This is a genomic window from Arthrobacter sp. FW306-06-A (assembly GCF_021870055.1).
Taxonomy (GTDB): domain Bacteria; phylum Actinomycetota; class Actinomycetes; order Actinomycetales; family Micrococcaceae; genus Arthrobacter.
Window position 1 is genome coordinate 2757474 of the sequence record NZ_CP084552.1, and the last position, 19445, is coordinate 2776918.

Annotated in this window: 16 protein-coding genes and 2 tRNA genes; 4 read left to right on the plus strand and 14 right to left on the minus strand. The window is 66.8% G+C overall.

From position 1 onward, the window contains the following. Positions 1–8 precede the first annotated feature (8 nt). The 3 genes from murA to leuC form a co-directional block, all read right to left on the minus strand. Positions 9–1334, minus strand: coding sequence for a UDP-N-acetylglucosamine 1-carboxyvinyltransferase (gene murA / locus LFT49_RS12900; RefSeq protein ID WP_236798680.1), 1326 nt, complete (start codon positions 1332–1334; stop codon positions 9–11). A gap of 146 nt (positions 1335–1480) precedes the next feature. Then, positions 1481–2083, minus strand: a complete 603-nt coding sequence (gene leuD / locus LFT49_RS12905) for a 3-isopropylmalate dehydratase small subunit (protein ID WP_237428455.1) — start codon at positions 2081–2083, stop codon at positions 1481–1483. Positions 2084–2093: 10 nt separating this feature from the next. Continuing rightward, positions 2094–3548 carry a 3-isopropylmalate dehydratase large subunit gene (gene leuC, locus LFT49_RS12910; RefSeq protein WP_237428456.1) on the minus strand — a complete coding sequence of 485 codons (1455 nt, stop codon included), beginning with the start codon at positions 3546–3548 and terminating at the stop codon, positions 2094–2096. A 113-nt stretch (positions 3549–3661) separates the two neighbouring features. Here leuC and LFT49_RS12915 point away from each other — a divergent pair, with 113 nt between their 5' ends. Continuing rightward, on the plus strand, positions 3662–4381 hold the full coding sequence (locus LFT49_RS12915; protein ID WP_009356552.1) for an IclR family transcriptional regulator: 720 nt from the start codon (positions 3662–3664) through the stop codon (positions 4379–4381). Between the two features lie 43 nt (positions 4382–4424). Then, positions 4425–4985: a DUF1697 domain-containing protein gene (locus LFT49_RS12920; RefSeq protein WP_237428457.1), complete on the plus strand. Its 561-nt coding sequence runs from the start codon at positions 4425–4427 to the stop codon at positions 4983–4985. On the opposite strand, the gene LFT49_RS12925 is transcribed toward LFT49_RS12920, so the two are convergent. The 4 genes from LFT49_RS12925 to LFT49_RS12940 form a co-directional block, all read right to left on the minus strand. Further along, positions 4982–6598 (minus strand): GTPase, encoded by a 1617-nt coding sequence (locus LFT49_RS12925; protein ID WP_237428458.1) that lies wholly within the window; start codon positions 6596–6598, stop codon positions 4982–4984. The two genes, LFT49_RS12920 and LFT49_RS12925, sit on opposite strands and share 4 nt — an antisense overlap. Next, positions 6595–8382 (minus strand): dynamin family protein, encoded by a 1788-nt coding sequence (locus LFT49_RS12930; RefSeq protein ID WP_442863709.1) that lies wholly within the window; start codon positions 8380–8382, stop codon positions 6595–6597. The genes LFT49_RS12925 and LFT49_RS12930 overlap by 4 nt, the downstream gene beginning before the upstream one ends. Positions 8383–8553: 171 nt before the next feature. Next, positions 8554–8629, minus strand: a tRNA-Glu gene (locus LFT49_RS12935). A gap of 127 nt (positions 8630–8756) precedes the next feature. Next, positions 8757–8828, minus strand: a tRNA-Gln gene (locus tag LFT49_RS12940). Positions 8829–9130: 302 nt separating this feature from the next. Between LFT49_RS12940 and LFT49_RS12945 the strand changes: the two genes are divergently transcribed. Continuing rightward, positions 9131–10693, plus strand: coding sequence for a hypothetical protein (locus tag LFT49_RS12945; protein ID WP_237428459.1), 1563 nt, complete (start codon positions 9131–9133; stop codon positions 10691–10693). Positions 10694–10773: 80 nt separating this feature from the next. Here the strand turns inward: LFT49_RS12945 and LFT49_RS12950 are convergent, their stop codons facing one another. Genes LFT49_RS12950 through LFT49_RS12965 form a run of 4 tightly spaced genes read right to left on the minus strand, consistent with a single transcriptional unit; the run spans position 10774 to position 14707 of the window. After that, positions 10774–11511 (minus strand): HAD family hydrolase, encoded by a 738-nt coding sequence (locus LFT49_RS12950; protein ID WP_236798685.1) that lies wholly within the window; start codon positions 11509–11511, stop codon positions 10774–10776. Then, positions 11511–13025: a glutamate--tRNA ligase gene (gene gltX / locus LFT49_RS12955; RefSeq protein WP_237428460.1), complete on the minus strand. Its 1515-nt coding sequence runs from the start codon at positions 13023–13025 to the stop codon at positions 11511–11513. The genes LFT49_RS12950 and gltX overlap by 1 nt, the downstream gene beginning before the upstream one ends. A gap of 42 nt (positions 13026–13067) precedes the next feature. Then, positions 13068–13844 carry a fumarylacetoacetate hydrolase family protein gene (locus LFT49_RS12960; protein ID WP_237428461.1) on the minus strand — a complete coding sequence of 259 codons (777 nt, stop codon included), beginning with the start codon at positions 13842–13844 and terminating at the stop codon, positions 13068–13070. Between the two features lie 5 nt (positions 13845–13849). Next, complete coding sequence (locus tag LFT49_RS12965; protein ID WP_442863710.1) at positions 13850–14707, minus strand: MBL fold metallo-hydrolase; 858 nt, start codon at positions 14705–14707, stop codon at positions 13850–13852. A 120-nt stretch (positions 14708–14827) separates the two neighbouring features. On the opposite strand from LFT49_RS12965, the gene LFT49_RS12970 reads away from it, so the two are divergent. After that, positions 14828–15421, plus strand: a complete 594-nt coding sequence (locus LFT49_RS12970; protein WP_237428463.1) for a hypothetical protein — start codon at positions 14828–14830, stop codon at positions 15419–15421. An 81-nt stretch (positions 15422–15502) separates the two neighbouring features. Here LFT49_RS12970 and LFT49_RS12975 read toward each other — a convergent pair whose 3' ends face one another. The 3 genes from LFT49_RS12975 to metG all read right to left on the minus strand — a co-directional run bounded on the left by LFT49_RS12975 (position 15503) and on the right by metG (position 19417). After that, the gene (locus tag LFT49_RS12975) at positions 15503–16615 is read right to left on the minus strand and encodes a branched-chain amino acid aminotransferase (RefSeq protein ID WP_237428464.1); all 1113 of its coding nucleotides are present in this window, start codon (positions 16613–16615) and stop codon (positions 15503–15505) included. A gap of 112 nt (positions 16616–16727) precedes the next feature. After that, entirely contained in the window at positions 16728–17780 is a 1053-nt protein-coding gene (locus tag LFT49_RS12980) for a 3-isopropylmalate dehydrogenase (protein WP_236798691.1), read from the minus strand. An 80-nt stretch (positions 17781–17860) separates the two neighbouring features. Then, on the minus strand, positions 17861–19417 hold the full coding sequence (gene metG / locus LFT49_RS12985; protein WP_236798692.1) for a methionine--tRNA ligase: 1557 nt from the start codon (positions 19415–19417) through the stop codon (positions 17861–17863). Positions 19418–19445: the final 28 nt, after the last annotated feature.

A 19445-nucleotide genomic window follows, 5' to 3' on the forward strand; every position in this document is an offset into this window, starting at 1 on the left:
GTTCCGCTCTACTTCGTGGTGGTGATGTCGAAATCGGCACCGAGGCCGGCAAGCTTCTCGGTGAAACGCTCGTAGCCGCGGTTGATGATGTCGATGCCGGTGACCCGCGAGGTTCCTGTGGCGGCCAGGGCGGCGATCAGGTGGCTGAAGCCGCCGCGGAGGTCCGGAACGTCGATGTCCGTTCCCTTGAGCTGGGTGGGGCCGGAGATGACGGCGGAGTGCAGGAAGTTCCGCTGGCCGAACCGGCACGGAACGCTGCCAAGGCACTCGCGGTGCACCTGGATGCTGGCACCCATGCGGATCAGGGCATCGGTGAAGCCGAAGCGGTTCTCGTAGACCGTTTCGTGGACGATCGAGACACCCTCGGCCTGGGTCAGCGCCACCACAAGGGGCTGCTGCCAGTCAGTCATGAATCCGGGGTGGACGTCCGTCTCGAGGACCAGCGGGCTCAGCTTTCCGCCCTTGTGGTAGAAGCGGATGCCGTCCTCGCCGATGTCCATGCCGCCGCCCACCTTGCGGTAGGTGTTCAGGAAGGTCATCATGTCGCGCTGCGAAGCACCCTCGACGAAGATGTCTCCGCGGGTCACCAGCGCTGCCGAAGCCCAGGACGCGGATTCGTTGCGGTCCGAGAGGGCCCGGTGGTTATAGCCGCCCAGGTCGCGGACGCCCTCAATGCGGATGGTGCGGTCCGTCTGGACGCTGATGATGGCGCCCATCTTCTGCAGGACGGCGATGAGGTCGATGATTTCCGGCTCGGTGGCTGCACCGGAAAGCTCCGTGATGCCCTCGGCGCGGGTGGCGCTGAGGAGGACCTGTTCGGTGGCGCCGACGGACGGGTACGGCAGCGAGATCTTGGCGCCATGCAGGCCCTTGGGCGCGGAGATGTGGATGCCGCCGGGGCGCTTCTCCACCACGGCGCCGAACTGCCGCAGGACGTCCAGGTGGTAGTCGATGGGCCGGTCGCCGATCTTGCAGCCGCCCAGGTCCGGGATGAAGGCTTCGCCGATGGCGTGGATCAGTGGCCCGCACAGCAGGATGGGGATGCGGGAATCCCCGGCATGCGCATCGATGGCGGTGCTGGATGCCGTCTTCGCGGCCTTGGGGTCGAGGGTGAGGTCACCGTTGACCGGATCCTTCTCCACGGTCACGCCGTGCAGCTGCAACAGGGAGGTAACCACCTCCACGTCCTTGATTTCCGGCACGTTCCGCAACACCGACGGTTCGTTGCCCAGCAAGGCCGCAACCATTGCCTTCGGGACAAGGTTCTTTGCCCCACGGACGCTGACGCGGCCTGTAAGCGGGACACCGCCGCGGATTGTCAGAACACTACTCATATACCGGTTTCCTCACGATCACTAGCCCCCAAAACCTTGCAAAGGCTCCAACCAAGCATAGGAGGTCGCGTTACCGAACCGAAATAAGGGGGCACCGGCGGCGGGGCGTGGCGGACCCGCCCCTGCCGCCGGAATGGTCCGGGCAGCTAGGAGAGCTTTGCCGGCAGGGTCTTGGGCTTGAACGCCGGGCGGGTCGCCTCGTAGGCGGTGATGTCGGCTTCGTGCTGGAGGGTCAGCCCGATGTCGTCCAGCCCCTTCAGGAGCCGCCAGCGGGTGTAGTCGTCGATCTCGAACGGCGCCACGATGTTGCCGCACACCACGGTCTTGGACTCGAGATCCACGGTGACCTGGGTCCCCGGAGCGTTCTCGAGTTCCTTCCAGATGAGCTCGATGTCGTCCTGCGCCACCTGCGCGGCCAGCAGCCCCTGCTTGCCGGAGTTGCCGCGGAAGATGTCGGCGAAGCGGGAGGATAGCACTGCCTTGAAGCCGTAGTCCTTCAAGGCCCACACGGCGTGCTCGCGGGAGGAACCGGTGCCGAAGTCCGGCCCGGCCACCAGCACGGAGCCGGCATTGTAGGGCTCCTGGTTGAGGATGAAGGACGGGTCCTTGCGCCAGGCGGAGAACAGGGCATCCTCAAAGCCGGTCCGGGTGATGCGCTTGAGGTACACCGCCGGGATGATCTGGTCGGTGTCAACATTGCTCTGGCGCAGCGGGACGCCGATGCCGGTGTGCTTGGTGAACTTTTCCATGATGTCTGTCCTAGGCTGCGTCGATGCGGATGGCGGCGGGTTCGGGGGCCGGCTCAAGGTCCGACGGCGAGCTGAGCGTGCCGCGCACCGCCGTGGCTGCAGCCACCACCGGGGAGACCAGGTGCGTGCGGCCGCCCTTGCCCTGGCGTCCTTCAAAGTTGCGGTTGGACGTGGAGGCGCAGCGCTCCCCCGGCTCCAGCTGGTCCGGGTTCATGCCCAGGCACATGGAGCAGCCGGCAAAGCGCCATTCGGCGCCGAAGTCCTTGAACACACGGTCCAGTCCCTCGGCCTCGGCCTCAAGCCGGACACGGGCCGAACCCGGTACCACCAGCATCCGCACATTCGGGTCCTTTTCGCGCCCGCGGATGATGTCCGCCGCAGCGCGCAGGTCCTCGATGCGCGAGTTGGTGCAGGAGCCCAGGAAGACGGTGTCAACGCGAATGTCCTTCATGGGGGTGCCGGCTTCCAGGCCCATGTACTGCAGGGCCCGCTCCGCGGCGGCCTTGGCATTTTCGTCGCCGAAGTCCGCCGGGTTCGGGACGGCCTGGGACAGGGAGACGCCCTGCCCTGGGTTGGTGCCCCAGGTGACGAAGGGCTCCAGCGTGTCGGCATCCAGGTCCACCTCGACGTCGAAGGTGGCGTCGTCGTCGGTCCGCAGCGTGTTCCAATATTCGACGGCGGCATCCCAGTCAGCGCCTTCCGGAGCGTGCGGGCGGCCCTTCATGTAGGCGTACGTGGTCTCGTCCGGGGCCACCATGCCGGCGCGGGCGCCGGCCTCGATGGACATGTTGCAGATGGTCATGCGGGCTTCCATGGACAAGGCACGAATCGCGGAGCCGCGGTATTCCAGGACGTAGCCCTGCCCGCCGCCGGTGCCGATCTTGGCGATGACCGCCAGGATGATGTCCTTGGCCGTGACACCGGGACGCAGGGTGCCCTCGACGTTGATGGCCATGGTCTTGAACGGCTTGAGCGACAGGGTCTGGGTGGCCATGACATGCTCCACCTCGGAGGTGCCGATGCCCATGGCCAAGGCACCGAAGGCGCCATGGGTGGAAGTGTGCGAGTCACCGCAGACAACCGTCATACCCGGCTGGGTGAGGCCCAGCTGCGGACCGACCACGTGGACAATGCCCTGTTCTGCGTCGCCCAGGCTGTGCAGCCGGACACCGAACTCCGCGCAGTTGTGGCGCAGGGTCTCGATCTGCGTGCGGCTGGTCAAATCAGCAATGGGCTTGTCGATGTCCAGCGTGGGGGTGTTATGGTCCTCGGTGGCAATGGTCAGGTCCGGGCGGCGCAGCTTGCGGCCGGCCAGCCGCAGGCCTTCGAACGCCTGCGGGGACGTGACTTCGTGGACCAGGTGGAGGTCGATGAACAGAAGGTCTGGCTGGGCGTTGGCTCCTTCGCCGTCACCTTTGCGCACCACGTGCGCGTCCCAGACTTTCTCGGCCAATGTCTTTGCCATGGCCATCTCCCTTCACTGCTGTTTGGCTGATTAGTCCAACTGAATCAGGACGGCTCCGCGCTGCGCCAGCCGAAAGATTTGCATCTCAGATATTGAGACGGCAATATCATTACATGGACAATTCTAGTGGAGTCGGTGTCATTGATAAAGCGGCCCAGGTGCTCGACGCACTCGAGGCAGGTCCCACCACGCTGGCGCAGCTGGTGGCCGCTACCGGACTGGCCCGGCCCACTGTCCACCGCCTCGCTTTGGCGCTGGTGCACCACCGGCTGGTCAGCCGCGACATCCAGGGCCGGTTCGTCCTCGGCAGCCGGCTCGTTGAGCTCGCCTCGGCAGCCGGCGAGGACCGCCTGATCGCCTCCGCCGGGCCCGTGCTGATGCAGCTGCGCGACGCCACCGGCGAGAGCGCGCAGATCTTCCGCCGACAGGGCGACTGGCGCGTCTGCGTCGCCTCCGCCGAACGCCCCATCGGTTTGCGCGACACCATCCCCGTCGGCACGCAATTGTCCATGAAAGCCGGCTCCGCCGCCCAGGTCCTGCTCGCCTGGGAGGACCACGACCGGCTCCTTGAGGGCCTGCAGTCAGCCCGCTTCACGCCCACCGTCCTGGCAGGGGTACGACGGCGGGGCTGGGGACAGAGCCTTGGCGAACGCGAGCCGGGAGTCGCCTCCGTCTCGGCCCCCGTCCGCGGTCCGTCCGGCAGGGTGATTGCCGCCGTCTCCATTTCCGGACCCATCGAGCGGCTGACCCGCCAACCGGGGCGCCTGCACGCGGAAGTGGTGTGCAACGCCGGCCGGATCCTCACCGAGGCGCTGCGGAAAAACAACGACTAGCAAAGTCCGCTCTCCCGCCCGTTCCCGCCGCTAAGCTGTGGCCATGGGCAGCTATGCAGTGTTCCTCCGCGGCATCAATGTGGGCGGAATCAATATCAAGATGGCCGATCTTCGGGACGCACTGAAGAACCGCGGCTTCACCGATGCCAAGACCCTTTTGGCCAGCGGAAACGTGGTGCTCTCCAGTACCCTGGACGCGGCCGCCGTCAAACAGGAATGCGAGCAGTGCCTGCGTGCAGCGTTTGGCTACGAGGCGTGGGTGGTTGTGCTGGATGCCGGGAGGGTGGCCCAGCTGGTGGAAGCCTGCCCCTTCCCCGAAGACGACAAGTCCACCCACACCTACATCACCCTCTCGTCGGACGCAAAGGTGCTGGATGAGCTGGAAGCAGCAGGGTCCGCACTGGAAAAGCATGACCAGCAGCAGCTGGGGCCGGAAGCCCTTGCCTGGCTGGCCCCGGTGGGTGGAACCCTGGAGAGCCCGTTCAGCAAAATCAGTGCCAAGGCAAAGTTCAAGGCCGCCACTACCACCCGCAACCTGCGCACCCTGATTAAGATCCGCGATGCCGCGGCTGCCCTCGCCGCCGCCCAGGCAACAAGCTCCTAGCCTGGCCCTGCCTTCTTCAGGGCCTTGTTGAAGGCTGCAAGCCGGGCAATCCCGGCCTCCACTGGGGCCACCACCAGTTCCTGGGCTGCACCTGCAACGGCACTGTTGAGCCGGCGTCGGGCCCTTGCAGCACGCGCGCGGGCAGCACCTGCCGCGATAAAGCGGCCGGTGATGGCCAGGAAGATCCCCAACACCACGCCCAGCGCAATCATCAGCGTAGGCGCCGGCCACCCCTCCACTCGCGGTACCTCCGGTACCGGCAACTGCAGGTACGCCAGCCCGGCCAGCACGCCGAGCCAGCCCAGGCCACCCAGGACCGTCAGCAGCGCGAGCCACTGCAGGATGTTGAAGAGCCCCCACCACCAGGCTTTGCGGTTGGCTCCCAGGTCGGTTCCGGCGATGGCCTGGTCCAGAGCGTCGGGCAGCCTGTCCCTTCCTGCCCTTGCTGTTCCCCGGATTGCGGCCCGCCAGGGTCCCGGCGCGCCCGCGCTGGCCGAATCCGCAAATTCCCTGACCGCCGCATCCGTCCTGGCCCGTTCCGGCGCACCGGCAGGCGGCAGCGATGTCCTGTTCAGCTCGGCAGGAGTATCCCGCCGCAGGTTGAGCCGCCGCAGTGGGTCCGGCCGGAAACGGGAGAGCCAGCGGGTTACAGGCCAGCCCGTCCTGCGCACCGACTCCAGACGGTAGGACTGGCCTACCGCCCGCACCACGGCAGGGACGTTTGCCGCCAGGGCCAGTTCCTCAGCCAGTCTCGTCTTTGCCGCGGTCCGCACCCCCGCAGCCTCCCCCTCGCCGGAAACGCGCCGCAGGTCCTCCGCTGCCTTGGTCACATCGGCCTCCAGGCGCCGGGACTGGGCCTGGCGCTGGACGGCAACCTTCCGTATGGCGGCACGCACTTCCGGGATTCCCGCTCCCGTCACTGCCGACGAGGCAAGCACGCGCACCTGTCCCAGCCCTTCCCCTGCAAGGATCGCGTGCAGCGAGTCGAGCACCGGTTGCAGATCATGCGCAGGCAGCCGGTCCACCTGGTTCAGGACCACGAGCGTGACGGCACCATGGGTGGCAAGGGGTGCCAGGAATCCGTTGTGCACGGCGGCGTCGGCATATTTTTGCGGGTCGAGCACCCAGACCAGGACGTCCACCATTCCCACCATCCGCTGCACGATCTCGCGGTTCGCGGCACGGGTCGAATCGAAGTCCGGCAAATCCAGCAGGATCAGCCCGGTCTGTTCATCGGCGAAGCCCTCCACCGGTGCGGCGTGGTGCCGGTTTCCAACCTCCAGCCAGTCCAGCAGCGCCTCGCTCCCCTTTGCTCCCCACACCCCCGCCAGTGGTTCCGATGTGGTGGGACGGCGGGCGGCCGCCGTTGCGATTTCCGCGCCGCTGACGGCATTGAAAAGGGAGGACTTGCCGCTGCCTGTCGCTCCGAAAAATCCCACCACGGTGTGGTCGGCGGACAATGAGCGGCGTGAACTGGCGCGTTCCAGGACGTCGAATGCTTCCTGCAGCGCCTCGTCCGGGACCACGCCCTCCCCCAGTTCGCGGGCGTCCTGGAGGGCCTGGAGCCGGCTGTCCAGCCGCGTTGACCCGCGTGCCCCGCTGTGGCGGCTCACGCCTTTCCCGCCAGCCGCGCGAGTTCCCCGGCCTGGCCGGCAAGTCGCTGCGCGAGGTTGGGATTGTCCTCCGGCAGCCGCTGCAGGAACTTCTGCTGTTCATCCGTCAGCAGTTGTTGGCAGCGAGCCGCCAGGTCCTCACGGGCCTTGTCCGCCATGCGGCGCACCGCGTCCTCGCCGAACACGGCCTCGAGCAGGCGCTGGCCCACGACGGCGGTGCCGCCCGCGACACCGATCTCAAGACCAGTCAGTCCGGCCGTCATCGAAAACACCACGATCATCAGCGCGGCACCGAGCCCGTTGATGCCGAAGGACAACCACCGTGCCTGCGTGCGCCTGCCCTGCCCTTCCGTGCGGATCAGCTCCATTAACGCTTCCTGCCAGGCGCGGATTTCGGCTGCCGCGCGGTCGGCGAAGCCTGGGGCCGTGCCGGACAAATCCTCCCGGCCCAACAGCTGGCGGCCTGCCGGATCTGAACGCCAACGCTGGTCCGTGTCCTCTGCGGCATTGGCTGCTTCGTCGACGATCACCGCCTGCAGCCCGGTCTCAATGGCTGCTTCAACCCGGACCGCGGGCGCCGGTTCACCCCTAAAGAAGGCGCCCATGCGGTCCCTGAACCGGCCCACGTTCTGCTCAAGTGTCCGGAAGAATTCACCGGTGCCCACAAAGTCCTGCCAGCGCGCCAGCACTTCGCCGCGCAGCAGCGCTCCGTCCCTGGTGGCGTCGAGGATCCGGGTGGCCGCATCACCGTAGGCTGCCACGGCGTCCGCTTCGAGCCGTGCAGCTGCCCGTTCCTGTTCGCGGACTGCCTCCGCGATCTCCGTCATGCGCTGGGCCAGGGCGCGGACGGTGCCGTTCAGGGTCCGCCGGGCGACGTCGGCCCTGCCGGCGGCGTCAGCGGCCAGCGACGACAGCCATCCGCGCAGCTCGTCGACTGTTCCCGCGGGCAGCATGCCGCCCTGGTCCAGGGCGGTTTCCCGGATGACGAAGAGGCGGCTTCCGGAGAGTCCTTCGCGGTCGAGGAGTCCGCGAAGGTCCTGGCTCACTTCGGCCTCAGCGCCCTGGGGCACGCGGTCCAGCACCACCGCCACGGTGATGTCCCGGGAGGCGGCGTCCAGGAGGAGCTTCCAGGGAACGGCGTCCGCGTACCGGTTGGCGGTGGTAACAAACACCCACAGGTCCGCCGCCGCCAGCAGCTGCCCTGCCAGCAGGCGGTTCTGGTCGGAAATGGAGTCGACATCCGGTGCGTCAAGGAGCGCGATGCCCGCCGGCACCGCCGGATCGGCCAGCAGGACCAGCGAGTCGACCGCGTTGTCCGGAGCGCCGGCCGGAGCCATGGGCACTGGACTGGCAGCCAGGGTGCCCCGGATCCGGCTCAGTCCCGGCAGGACGCGCTGGCCATCAAACCAGCTTGCCTCAGCGGGGTTGTGCAGCAGGATGGGTTGGCGGGTGGTAGGACGGATGGCGCCGGCGCGGGTCACAGGGTGGCCCACGAGGCCATTCACCAGGGTGGACTTTCCCGCTCCGGTGGAACCGCCGACGACGGCGAGCAGCGGGGCGTCCAGGCTGCGGTACCGGGGAAGGATGTAGTCATCCAGCTGGGCTCTCGCCGCGGACGTCTCCCGCCGCGCCTGCTCGGCACCCGGCAGGGCCAGCGGCAGCGCGACATCCTCCAGGCCGGCACGGACCTCTTCCAGCAGCGTCACCGCCGCCGCGGCCTGCGGCGCCGTCTGGGGGGCGCGGTCCGTCTGTGCGGACCGGTGGTAATCGTTGTGGGAGGTCACAGCAACATCATGCCAGTTCAGTCCATTTGCCTGGCCTGCCGCGGCGCGTCGGCCAGGCTTGATCCGCGGCGGCGTGCGCTGTTCTACCGCAGACGTGATGGCGCGCCTTGGCCGTGCAGCCATAGTGGGGAAACAAAAATGGTCCCGGGCTGATGCCCGGGACCATTTCGATGGTGACCCCAGCGGGATTCGAACCCGCGTTACCGCCGTGAGAGGGCGGCGTACTAGGCCGCTATACGATGGGGCCGCGTACTTCCGGCAGCGTTTCCGCTGCTCAAGCTCAGTGAGTATTTCACACACTTCGCTCAGGTTTCAAATCGGCGAACCGGGTGGAAACCTTCTGTTTGCGGCTGAAATCAGCCCTCAAACCAGAGCTGGGATACCAGGACTCGAACCTAGAATGACGGTACCAGAAACCGTAGTGTTGCCAATTACACCATATCCCAATGATACTTTCGGGCCGGTTTTCAGGGCGTTTTCCCTGCTCCGTGCGCCTCAGCACGAGAAATTACTTTACCTGAGACTTTCAGCTCGCACAAATCGACATCCCAAGCGCGCCCAGCCTCCCGCCAAAAGCATTCCGGCAAAACCCTTGCCCACCATCCAGCCGTGTGGTTACTCTCGAGTAAGTTACCCATCGGTAACAACCTCCCCGCCCTACCCATCGGGCACCCATGAGGAAAACGGGAACGCCTTACCAACCACGGTTCACACCGCCGGGCAGCGTCGTCCGGCGGAGAGATAGGAAGTGTCAGCGTTGACAACCCGCACAGCATCCATCGCAGCAGCCAGACCCAGACTCCGCTCCCAGTCCATCGCGATCATCGCCCTGTCCCTTTTGTTGGCACTCTTTCTTGCCTTCTACACCTATCTCACAGGCCAGATCTCCAACGGTGCCGCCCAGCTCATGGATGGAGCGGAGCAGGCCGCTGCCGGAGCTGCCCAGCTCAAGGACGGTTCGGGCCAGTTGGCCACAGGCGCGGGCGCAGCCAACAAGGGAGCGGCGCAGGTGAAGGACGGCGCCGGCAAAGTAAAGGACGGCAGCGCCGCGTTGAACGCGGGCGCGGCGGAACTGCAGACCGGCGCCGGGAAAATCTACTCCGGAGTCCGCGACCAGCTGGCGCCGGGGGTGGACAAGCTCCATGCCGGTACCACCAAACTGCAGAATGATGTCCTGAACAAACTCGTACCGGGCGTCTACCAGGTGGACGACGGCGCAAAGAAACTCCAGGCCGGCGCCGTGGCCCTTTCAGCGGCCCTGACCCCGACGGCCGCCGGAAACGCGCCGAACAATCTCGCCGACGGCGCCGGGCAGCTGGCTGCAGGCACGGACCAGCTGGCGGCGGGAGCCGGCCAACTGGATGCCGGCGCCGGCCGCCTCAGCGCCGGAACTGCGGCTCTGAAGAGCGGAACAGCCCAGTTGAAGGGTTACCCGGGTGCAGGCAACGATCCCACCAAGGGTGATGGGCTCGCTGCGCTCAGCCAGGGCCTCGACCAGCTTGAGGCGGCGGCGAACGGTCCTCAGGGCCTGGTGCCGCTGGCAGTGATCAAGGACCAGATTGCCAAGCTGGCCGACGGCGGGCGCCGGGCCTACGCAGGGGCGGGCCAGCTCGATGCGGGTGCGGCGAAGCTGAACGACGGCGCCGCGCAGCTGAAGGCCGGAACGGACAAGCTGGGCACGGGAGCCAGCCAGTTGAACGACGGCGCAGGCCGGCTGAAGGCAGGCTTTGCCACCTTGGCCGAGAAACTCAATGCGACGGACCCGCAGAACCCGGGAGTGGTGCTGGGCACCACCATGCTGGCGGAGGGCACCACAAAAATCCGGGTTGGCATGGACGGGGTTCCGGGCGACCCGGACCGCCCCGGCCTGATCTACGCCGCCAACAGCCTGCAGGACGGCACCACCAAACTCAGCGCAGGAGTCAACGGCGATGGGGACCCCGCCAACCCTGGCCTGCTGGCCGGGACGCAGGCGCTCTCCGACGGCACGGTCACCCTAAGCAAGGGCACGGGCCAGCTGCAGTCCGGCTCCGCCCAGCTGGCCGACGGCACGGGAAAACTGGCTGACGGCAACGGCAAACTGGACGATGGATCGGGCAAACTCGCCGATGGCGCCGGCAAGCTGGCGGACGGCAACTCGAGGATCGCGGCCGGGACCGAGGAACTGCATACGAAGGTGGCGGCCGTATCGCCGTCGTCGTGGCTCAACAGCCCCGCGGTCGCGCTGCTGCTCGTGGCACTGCTGGTGGCTGCCGCCGTCGCCGCCTACCTGGTCCTTCGCCGACGGGCTGTCGGCCTGGAAACCGCCTGACGGCGGCCGGAACCGCACCTGCGGCGGCCGCAGTCCTTCGCGAAGGGCTGCGGCCGCCGCACAGGCCCTGTGCAGCAGGCCTACTGCAACAGCTGGTTCAGGGAAGCCACCATGCCGCCGTCGAAATCCTCTACGACCTCGCCCGAGCGGTTGAGCCACACGCCCACCAACCCTGCCGCCGTGGAGCCCTCCGCGTCCAGCAGCCGGTTGTCGCCCACGTAAAGCGTCTCAGCGGGGGCGGTTCCCAGCAGCCGGACGCCTTCCAGGTACATTGCCGGATGCGGCTTGGCCACGCCAAGGGTGTCGGTACCCACCAGATGGGTGACCCGTTCAAGTCCGGCCCCGTCCAGCTTGGCCCGCTGGTAGTCGTGCACGTTGTTGCTCACGGCACCGTAAGGAATGCCCGCCGCGTCCAGGACATCCAGCAGCGGCAGCACGTCCGGAAACGGTTTGACGTACGCAGGCTGCTTCTCCATATAGGCACTCAGCCATCGGTGCGATTCCTCGCCATCGGCAAGTTCCACTCCGAAGTGCCCCAACGCGGCCCGCCCCCGGAGCAGGCGCTGTTCATTGAACGTCAGCTCCCCCGCAAGGTAGCGGTCGTAGTAGTGCGTGGTTTCGTGGGTGAAGATACGCCCGAAGCGTTCCCATCCGGCCTGGTCCAGGCCTGGCAGGAGGTGTTCACTGACCTCCCGCAGGGCGGTGGTCATGGAGTACTCAAGGTCCACCAGGGTGTCATCAATGTCGAACAGGACGCCCCGGATAACCCCGAACGGTGTGGTCAGCGCGGCGGCATGTGCCTGGCTGGGAGCGGACATCAGCCGCGGAAGGCGCGGAGCCGGCGCAGCGAAGACTCCTTGCCCAGGATCACCATGGACTCAAACAGCGGCGGCGACACGCGGCGGCCGGAAACAGCCGTCCGCACGGGGCCGAAGGCCAGCCGCGGCTTGATGCCCATGTCCTCCACCAAGGCCTGCTTGAGGGCAGCCTGGATGTCCTCCGCCGTCCAGTCAGCCAGCGGTTCGAGGGCGGCAGTGGCGGCATCCAGCACCTCGGGAAGGTTGGCCGGAAGGCCCTTGCGCGCGTCATCGGCGATATCGATGGCGTCGTCCGCCTTGAACAGGAACGCCAGCATCTCCGGCGCCTCGCCCAGCAGGGTGATGCGCTCCTGGATCAGGGGTGCGGCTTCGGTGAGGATCTCTTCCTCGCGGTCGGTCAGGATCTCCCCCACCAGGCCTGCCTCGCGCAGGTAGTGCGCTACGCGGTCGCGGAACACCTTGGGCTCAAGCATGCGGACGTGGGTGCCGTTGATGGCTTCGGCCTTCTTCAGGTCGAAGCGCGCGGGGTTGCCCAGGACGTCGTGGATGTCGAAGTGCTCAACGAGCTGCTCCACCGTGAAGATGTCCTCGTCGGCGCTGAGCGACCAGCCCAGCAGGGACAGGTAGTTCAGCAGCCCTTCGGGGATGAAGCCCCGCTCGCGGTGCAGGAAGAGGCTGGACTCGGGGTCGCGTTTGGAGAGCTTCTTGTTGCCCTGTCCCATGACGTAGGGCAGGTGGCCGAACTCCGGCATGTACTCGGCAACGCCAATGGCGTACAGCGCCCGGTAGAGAGCCACCTGGCGTGGCGTGGAGCTGAGCAGGTCCTCGCCCCGCAGCACGTGGGTGATGCCCATCAGCGCGTCATCCACGGGGTTGACCAGGGTGTACAGCGGCGCGCCGTTGGCCCGCACTACCGCGAAGTCGGGCACGGATCCGGCCTTGAAGGTGATCTCGCCTCGCACCAGGTCATTGAACGTAATGTCCTCATCCGGCATGCGCAGGCGGAGGACAGCCTGCCGGCCCTCCGCCCGGTACTGGGCCAGCTGCTCCTCGGTCAGGTGCCGGTCAAAGCCGTCGTAGCCAAGCTTCGGGTCCCGGCCCGCGGCACGGTGGCGTGCCTCGATCTCCTCCGGAGTGGAGAAGGACTCGTAGATGAACCCGCCCTCATGCAGCCGCTTGATGACGTCCTGGTAGATGTCGCCGCGCTGGGACTGACGGTAGGGCTCGTGCGGGCCGCCCACCTCAACGCCCTCGTCCCAGTCGATGCCAAGCCACTTCAGCGCATCCAGCAGCTGGTGGTAGCTTTCCTCGCTGTCCCGTGCCGCGTCAGTATCCTCGATCCGGAAGACCAGCGTGCCCTTGGTGTGGCGAGCGTAGGCCCAGTTGAACAGGGCAGTGCGGATCAGTCCGACGTGCGGGGTTCCCGTGGGTGAAGGGCAGAAACGGACCCGGACGGGCGTTTCGGCGGTGACGGGCGGGATGGAGGCGGCAGGTGACGAAGAAGCGATACTCATAGTGGCTTCAACTTTACCCGCCTGGCCGGGCCCGGGAGGGCGCTAGCGGCGGACGATGGGGTTGGACAGGCGCCCGATGCCCTCGATTTCCACCTCGAACCGGTCACCTTCCTTGACCAGGCCGACGCCCGCGGGCGTCCCGGTCATAATGACATCGCCAGGCAGCAGGGTGAAGGCCTGCGACACCAGCGACACCAGCTCGCGTACGCCGCGGATCATCTGGCTGGTGCTGCCATCCTGGCGCACCTCTCCGTTCAGCCTGCCCGTAATCTGCAGGTCCTCCGTGTCCATGTCGGTCTCGATCCACGGTCCCAGCGGGGCGGAGGTATCGAAGCCCTTGGCACGGGTCCACTGCAGGTCGGTCTTCTGGACGTCGCGGGCGGTGAGGTCGTTGCCGCAGGTGTAGCCAAAGATGACGTCGTCCACACGCTCTTCCGGCACGTCCTTGCAGATGCGGCCGATCACCACGCAGAGTTCCGCTTCGAAGGAGACCTCTTCGGAAAACTCGGGCAGCACCACGGGATCATTAGGGCCCACGACAGCCGTGTTGGGCTTGAGGAACAGCAGCGGCTGGGCCGGCACTTCGTTGCCCAGCTCCTTGGCGTGCTCCACGAAGTTCCGGCCCACGCCGATCACCTTGCTTCGGGGAATGATGGGCGCCAGCAGCCGGACGTCCTCCAGCTTGTGGCGCACGGAGGTGCGCTCCACGCCGTTGAAGAAGGGGTCGCCGTGGATGACAGTGATTTCCTCACTGCCGGGTTCACCTTCCACGACGCCGTACAGGGGATCGGAATCGACTACAAACCTGGCAATACGCATGGCTCCTACCCTACCGTCCCGCCGCCGTCGTCCTTCCCGCCATTCCCGCCGCGCAGGTAGGAAAGCTGCGCTGCCACGGACAGCTCCGCAGCACGCCGGACGGAGGGCCCGACGTCGGCATAGACGGCGTCAGCCACTTCCCCTGCGGACGCGTCCCGGCCCAGCCGATGGAGCGCAGCGCGGATCTGCGCCAGCCGCTCCTCCCGGTGCGTCCGGTAGTCGCGGACGATGCCTTCAAGGGACGGCAGCACCGGACCGTGCGCCGGCAGGACGGTTGCAGGGCCCAGCGCAGCCAACCGGTCCAGGGACGCGAGGTAGTCACCCAGTGTGCCGTCCGGGTAGTCCAGGACGGTGGTTCCCCGGCCCAGGACGGTATCGCCGGTCAGCACCGAACCGGACTCCCCGTCCGCCGGCAGGTGGAAGCAGACAGAGTCCGACGTGTGCCCCGGCGTGGCCAACACGGTGATCTCCAGCCCTGCCGCCCGGATCAGTTCGCCGTCCAGAAGCGGTGCTCCCCCACCATGGCAATGGAGCGGGTCAGCGGCACGGACTGGTGCCCCCGTCAGCTCATGCAAGCGGGCGGAACCCGCCGTATGATCCGCGTGCCGGTGGGTCACCAGCACGAGTTCGACGGCGCCGGCACCGGCGAGTGCCTGCAGGTGCGTTTCCTCCTGCGGCCCCGGGTCCACCACCACTATGCGGGAATGGCCCGGGGCGCGCAGGAGGTAGGAATTGGTGCCGTCCAGGCTCATGGGTCCGGGATTGGGGGCCAGGATGAACTGGGTGAGCGCGGAGCTGCGCTGCAGGGAGGGGCCGGAATCAGAGGTCACGAACCCATCCTTGCATGCGGGGCCTCCCTGCATTCAGGTCGGCCGCTCCCCAGCCTGCGTCCGCCACGCACCGGAGGAATAGAACGGCAGCAGCCCGGAGTTGGCACCCAGTGACAGCCCTACGATCCCCACCAGGAAGCCGGATACCCTCCCATGAGCACAGCAACACTCGCAGACCTTCTCGCCCAGGCGGACGCGGACGGCCACGACCACTCGGCAACCGAGAAGGCCACCGGCCTCCTGCACATCCACAACCACGCCACCGGCAGCATCGTCTGGTTTCCCACCTGGAAGAAATTCCGTGACACGGCGGACTGGACGGAAGCCGTTTCCGGGATCACGGCGGAACTGGATGCGGCCCCCGCACCTGCGGAGCAGGCCGGCGCTGCCATTCTCGCCGCAGACCTGGAAGCCCTGCTGGACCAGGCATCGCGGTCCAGCGACGCCAACGTGTTCGTCCAGGAAAACCTGACCCGCCACCTGACCCGTGCCTGGGCAGTGGGTGACGCCGTGGCCAAGGCCGACAGCCAGGACCTGTTCACTGGCGGCGCTACGCCCTCCGTCTACGCCGGCTACCCCTATGACGTCTACGCCCAGGACGGCGGCGTTTTTGCCACCACGCTCTGGAACGACATCATCGACGCCCGCCGCAACCGGGCTCTCGCCGAGGAAGCTGCCCGCAAGGCACTGAAGCCGGTCTCGCGCAAGGCGATGAAGAACGCCGCCCGGAAGGCAGCGCGGCGCTGACCGCCCGCCGTCGACTGGAACGCAGAACGGCGCCTGCCGGACCAAAGTCCGGCAGGCGCCGTCGTACTTGAAGACTCCCGGCTATGCCAGGCGGGTCAGCCAGCCGTGGGTGTCCGGTTCCACGCCGGTCTGGATGCCCAGGAGCCTTTCGCGGATGGCCATGGTCACTTCGCCGGCCTTGGCATCCTCGGAGCCGATGAACTCGGTGTCGTCCTTGAGGATCCCGATGGGGGTGATGACCGCGGCGGTGCCGCAGGCGAACACCTCGGTGATCTCGCCGGAGGCCACGCCGTCGCGCCATTCGTCCAGGGTGATCTTGCGCTCGGCCACTTCGCGGCCCATGTCCTTGGCCACCTGGATCACGGACATGCGGGTGACGCCCTCCAGGATGGTGCCGGTGAGCGCGGGCGTGGCCAGGGAACCGTCCTTCAGGACGAAGAACACGTTCATGCCGCCCAGTTCTTCGACGGCGTTGTCGTTGGCCTGGTCGAGGAACAGCACCTGCTTGCAGCCGTTGGCTTCCGCTTCCTGCTGTGCAATGAGCGAGGCTGCATAGTTGCCGCCGCACTTTGCATCACCGGTGCCGCCGCGGCCGGCGCGCGCGTACTGGCGGGAGATCCAGATCGAAACCGGCTTCAGCTCGCCGCCGAAGTAGTTGCCGGCAGGCGAAGCGATGACCCGGAAGGACACCTCACGGGCAGCCCGGACACCCAGGAAAGCCTCAGTGGCGATCATGAAGGGCCGCAGGTACAGGGCTTCGCCGTCGCCGGAGGGCACCCATTCCTTGTCGACGGCCACCAGTTCACGGATGGCGGTGAGGAAGTATTCGGCCGGCAGTTCGGGCAGGGCCAGGCGGCGGGCGGACTTGTTCAGGCGTGCCGCGTTGGCCTCCGGGCGGAAGGTCCAGATTGAGCCGTCCGCGTGCCGGTAGGCCTTGAGGCCCTCGAAGATCTCCTGGCCGTAGTGGAAGACGGCGGCCGAGGGGTCCAGGACGATCGGACCGTAAGGTTCGATCCGGGCATCGTGCCAGCCGCCGTTGCCGTCCGCGTCCACGCTGTAATCGACGATGGCGGTGTGGTCGGTGAAGTAGTTGCCGAATCCCGGGTTCGCCAGGATGGCTGCACGCTCTTCGGCGGACTTCGGGTTCTCCGAGGGCTGCCGGGTGAATTCGACGCCATGGGCGGTCTGAGTCATGGTTCCTCCACGATCGGCCGCCCGGGGCTCAGCGCTGAACAACGAGGCGGCATTTGGTGATTCGAGACAAGCTTACGCCCGAAGCCGGCGGCAACCCGCCGGGGCAGTACAGCTACAGGCCGGCGGTGATGGCGTCGCCCACGGCGCTGGTGCTGCGTGCGGTGCCGTCGCGCTTTTCGACGTCTGCAACCACCGCCGCTTCGATCTTCCGCGCGGCATCGGTGTAGCCCAGGTGGTCCAGCAGGAGTGCCGCGGAGAGGATGGCCGCGGTGGGATCCGCCTTCCCCTGGCCCGCGATGTCCGGTGCGGAACCATGGACCGGCTCGAACATCGACGGTGCGGTGCGGTCCATGTTGATGTTGCCCGATGCCGCCAGGCCGATGCCGCCGGTGACGGCTGCGGCAAGGTCGGTGATGATATCGCCGAAGAGATTGTCGGTGACGATCACGTCGAAGCGGGACGGGTCCGTGACCATGAAGATGGTGGCGGCATCGATGTGCAGGTAGTCGTGGGTGACCTCGGGGAATTCCCGGGCCACGGCTTCGACGGTGCGCTTCCACAGGTGCCCGGCGTAGACCAGGACGTTGTGCTTGTGCACCAGGGTGACGTGCTTGCGCTCCCGTGCACTGGCGCGGCGGAACGCGTCGCGGACCACGCGCTCCACGCCGTGGGCGGTGTTCAACGAGACCTCGGTGGCTACCTCATGCGGCGTGCCGGCCCGCAGCGTGCCGCCGTTGCCGACGTAGGGGCCTTCGGTGCCTTCGCGCACCACGATGAAGTCGATTGTCCCGGGGTTGGCCAACGGGCTGCCCACTGTGCCGTAAAGCCGCGATGGCCGCAGGTTAACGTAGTGGTCCAGGCTGAAACGGAGCTTGAGCAGCAGTTCACGCTCGATGAGACCGGACGGGATGCGGGTGTCGCCCGGGGCGGCCCCCACGGCGCCGAAGAGGATCGCGTCGCGCTTTTTCAGGTCTTCCAGGACGTGCTCGGGGAGGGTCTCCCCCGTGGCAAGCCAGTGCCCGGCGCCGAGTTCGTAGTGCGTCGGCTTGAGCTGCACGCCCTCCGCGGCCACCGCCTTTTCCAGGACTTTGAGGGCCTCGGCGATGACCTCGGGGCCGATGCCGTCGCCGGGAATTACTGCCAGATCGATGGAGGATGCGCTCATGTTTTCAGGGTAGCCAAGACATCCATATGGTGGTCAAGCTGTCTCAGCTTTTGGACACGAGCGCATCGCTCCTGCTTTTGCTACTCCGCGGGTTCCTCGAACTTGGGGAACACGGGGGTGGGAGCGGGCAGCCCAGTTCCCGGCACGATTGGGGTGGCAATTGCTCTGAACAGCCGCGCGTCGCCTTCCGGCTGGCCGAGCGCGTCCAGGAGCTTGGCCGTGGCGTTCGGCATCACCGGCTGGGCCAGGATGGCCACAATCCGCAGCACCTCCAGCGTCACGTACAGCACGGTGTTCATGCGTTCGACGTCGGTCTTCCGCAGCACCCAGGGCGCCTGCTCGGCGAAGTAGGCGTTGGTGTGGTGCAGCACACCCCAGAGGGCTTCGAGGGCGCGGCTGAATTCCTGCTTGTCGAAGGCGGCGCGGGCCGCCTCCAGCAGCCCATTGGCCTGGGCCAGGATGGCGTCGTCCTCCGCGGTGAACGCACCGGGCGTGGGCACGGAGGCGGCGCAGTTCTTGGCCACCATGGACAGCGAACGCTGGGCCAGGTTGCCGAAGTTGTTGGCCAGGTCGGAGTTCATCCGGCCCACGATGGCCTCGTGGTTGTAGCTGCCGTCCGCCCCGAACGGGACCTCGCGCAGGAAGAAGAACCGCACCTGGTCCAGGCCGTAGCGGGCAACGAAGTCCGCCGGGGCCACTACGTTGCCCAGGGACTTGGACATCTTGACCCCGTTGTTGTGCAGGAACCCGTGGATCATGACGCGCTTGGGCAGTTCAAGCCCGGCGCTCATCAGGAAGGCGGGCCAGTAGATGGCGTGGAACCGTGAAATGTCCTTGCCGATGATGTGGACGTCGGCAGGCCAGTACTTCCGGAACTTCTCCGAGTCCACGTCCGGGTAGCCCACACCGGTGAGGTAGTTGGTCAGCGCATCCACCCAGACGTACATCACGTGCTTGTCGTTGCCCGGGACAGGGACGCCCCAGTCGAAGGTGGTGCGGCTGATGGACAGGTCCTCCAGGCCACGCTTGACGAAGCTGATCACCTCGTTGAACCGGTACTGCGGGGCGCCGAACTCGGGGTGGGACTCGTAGAGGGCCAGCAGCTTGTCCTGGTAGGCGGACAGCCGGAAGAAGTAGCTCTCCTCCGCCGTCCAAGTCACCTCGGTGTCCGTCTCTTTCGAGTAGCGCACGCCGTCGTCCTTCACCACCGTCTCGTCCTCGGCGTAGAACGCCTCGTCCCGGACGGAATACCAGCCCTCGTACTTGTCGAGGTAGATGTCGCCGTTGGCTTCCATCTTCTTCCATATAGCCTGCGACGCAGCGTAGTGGTCGGCGTCCGTTGTGCGGATGAACCGGTCGTAGCTGATGCCCAGGGCGGAGTGCGCCGCCTGGTAAATTCCGGCGTTCCGGTCCACCAACTCCTTGGGCGTGATGCCTTCCTTTTCCGCCGTCTGGGCAATCTTCATGCCGTGCTCGTCGGTGCCGGTCAGGAACATCACGTCATAGCCGTCCAGCCGCTTGAAGCGCGCCATGGCGTCGGTGGCAATGTACTCGTAAGCGTGTCCAATGTGCGGCACGCCGTTGGGGTAGGTGATGGCCGTGGTGATGTAGAACGGCGTTTTCTCTGGAGCAGTCACGGTTGGACGGTTACCTTCGGTGCGGTGG

Coding starts and splice junctions, on each gene's coding strand:
- murA (WP_236798680.1), bottom strand. CDS start 1,334: ATGAGTAGTGTTCTGACAATCCGCGGCGGTGTCCCGCTTACAGGCCGC.
- leuD (WP_237428455.1), bottom strand. CDS start 2,083: ATGGAAAAGTTCACCAAGCACACCGGCATCGGCGTCCCGCTGCGCCAG.
- leuC (WP_237428456.1), bottom strand. CDS start 3,548: ATGGCAAAGACATTGGCCGAGAAAGTCTGGGACGCGCACGTGGTGCGC.
- LFT49_RS12915 (WP_009356552.1), top strand. CDS start 3,662: ATGGACAATTCTAGTGGAGTCGGTGTCATTGATAAAGCGGCCCAGGTG.
- LFT49_RS12920 (WP_237428457.1), top strand. CDS start 4,425: ATGGGCAGCTATGCAGTGTTCCTCCGCGGCATCAATGTGGGCGGAATC.
- LFT49_RS12950 (WP_236798685.1), bottom strand. CDS start 11,511: ATGTCCGCTCCCAGCCAGGCACATGCCGCCGCGCTGACCACACCGTTC.
- gltX (WP_237428460.1), bottom strand. CDS start 13,025: ATGAGTATCGCTTCTTCGTCACCTGCCGCCTCCATCCCGCCCGTCACC.
- LFT49_RS12960 (WP_237428461.1), bottom strand. CDS start 13,844: ATGCGTATTGCCAGGTTTGTAGTCGATTCCGATCCCCTGTACGGCGTC.
- LFT49_RS12965 (WP_442863710.1), bottom strand. CDS start 14,707: ATGCAGGGAGGCCCCGCATGCAAGGATGGGTTCGTGACCTCTGATTCC.
- LFT49_RS12970 (WP_237428463.1), top strand. CDS start 14,828: ATGAGCACAGCAACACTCGCAGACCTTCTCGCCCAGGCGGACGCGGAC.
- LFT49_RS12975 (WP_237428464.1), bottom strand. CDS start 16,615: ATGACTCAGACCGCCCATGGCGTCGAATTCACCCGGCAGCCCTCGGAG.
- LFT49_RS12980 (WP_236798691.1), bottom strand. CDS start 17,780: ATGAGCGCATCCTCCATCGATCTGGCAGTAATTCCCGGCGACGGCATC.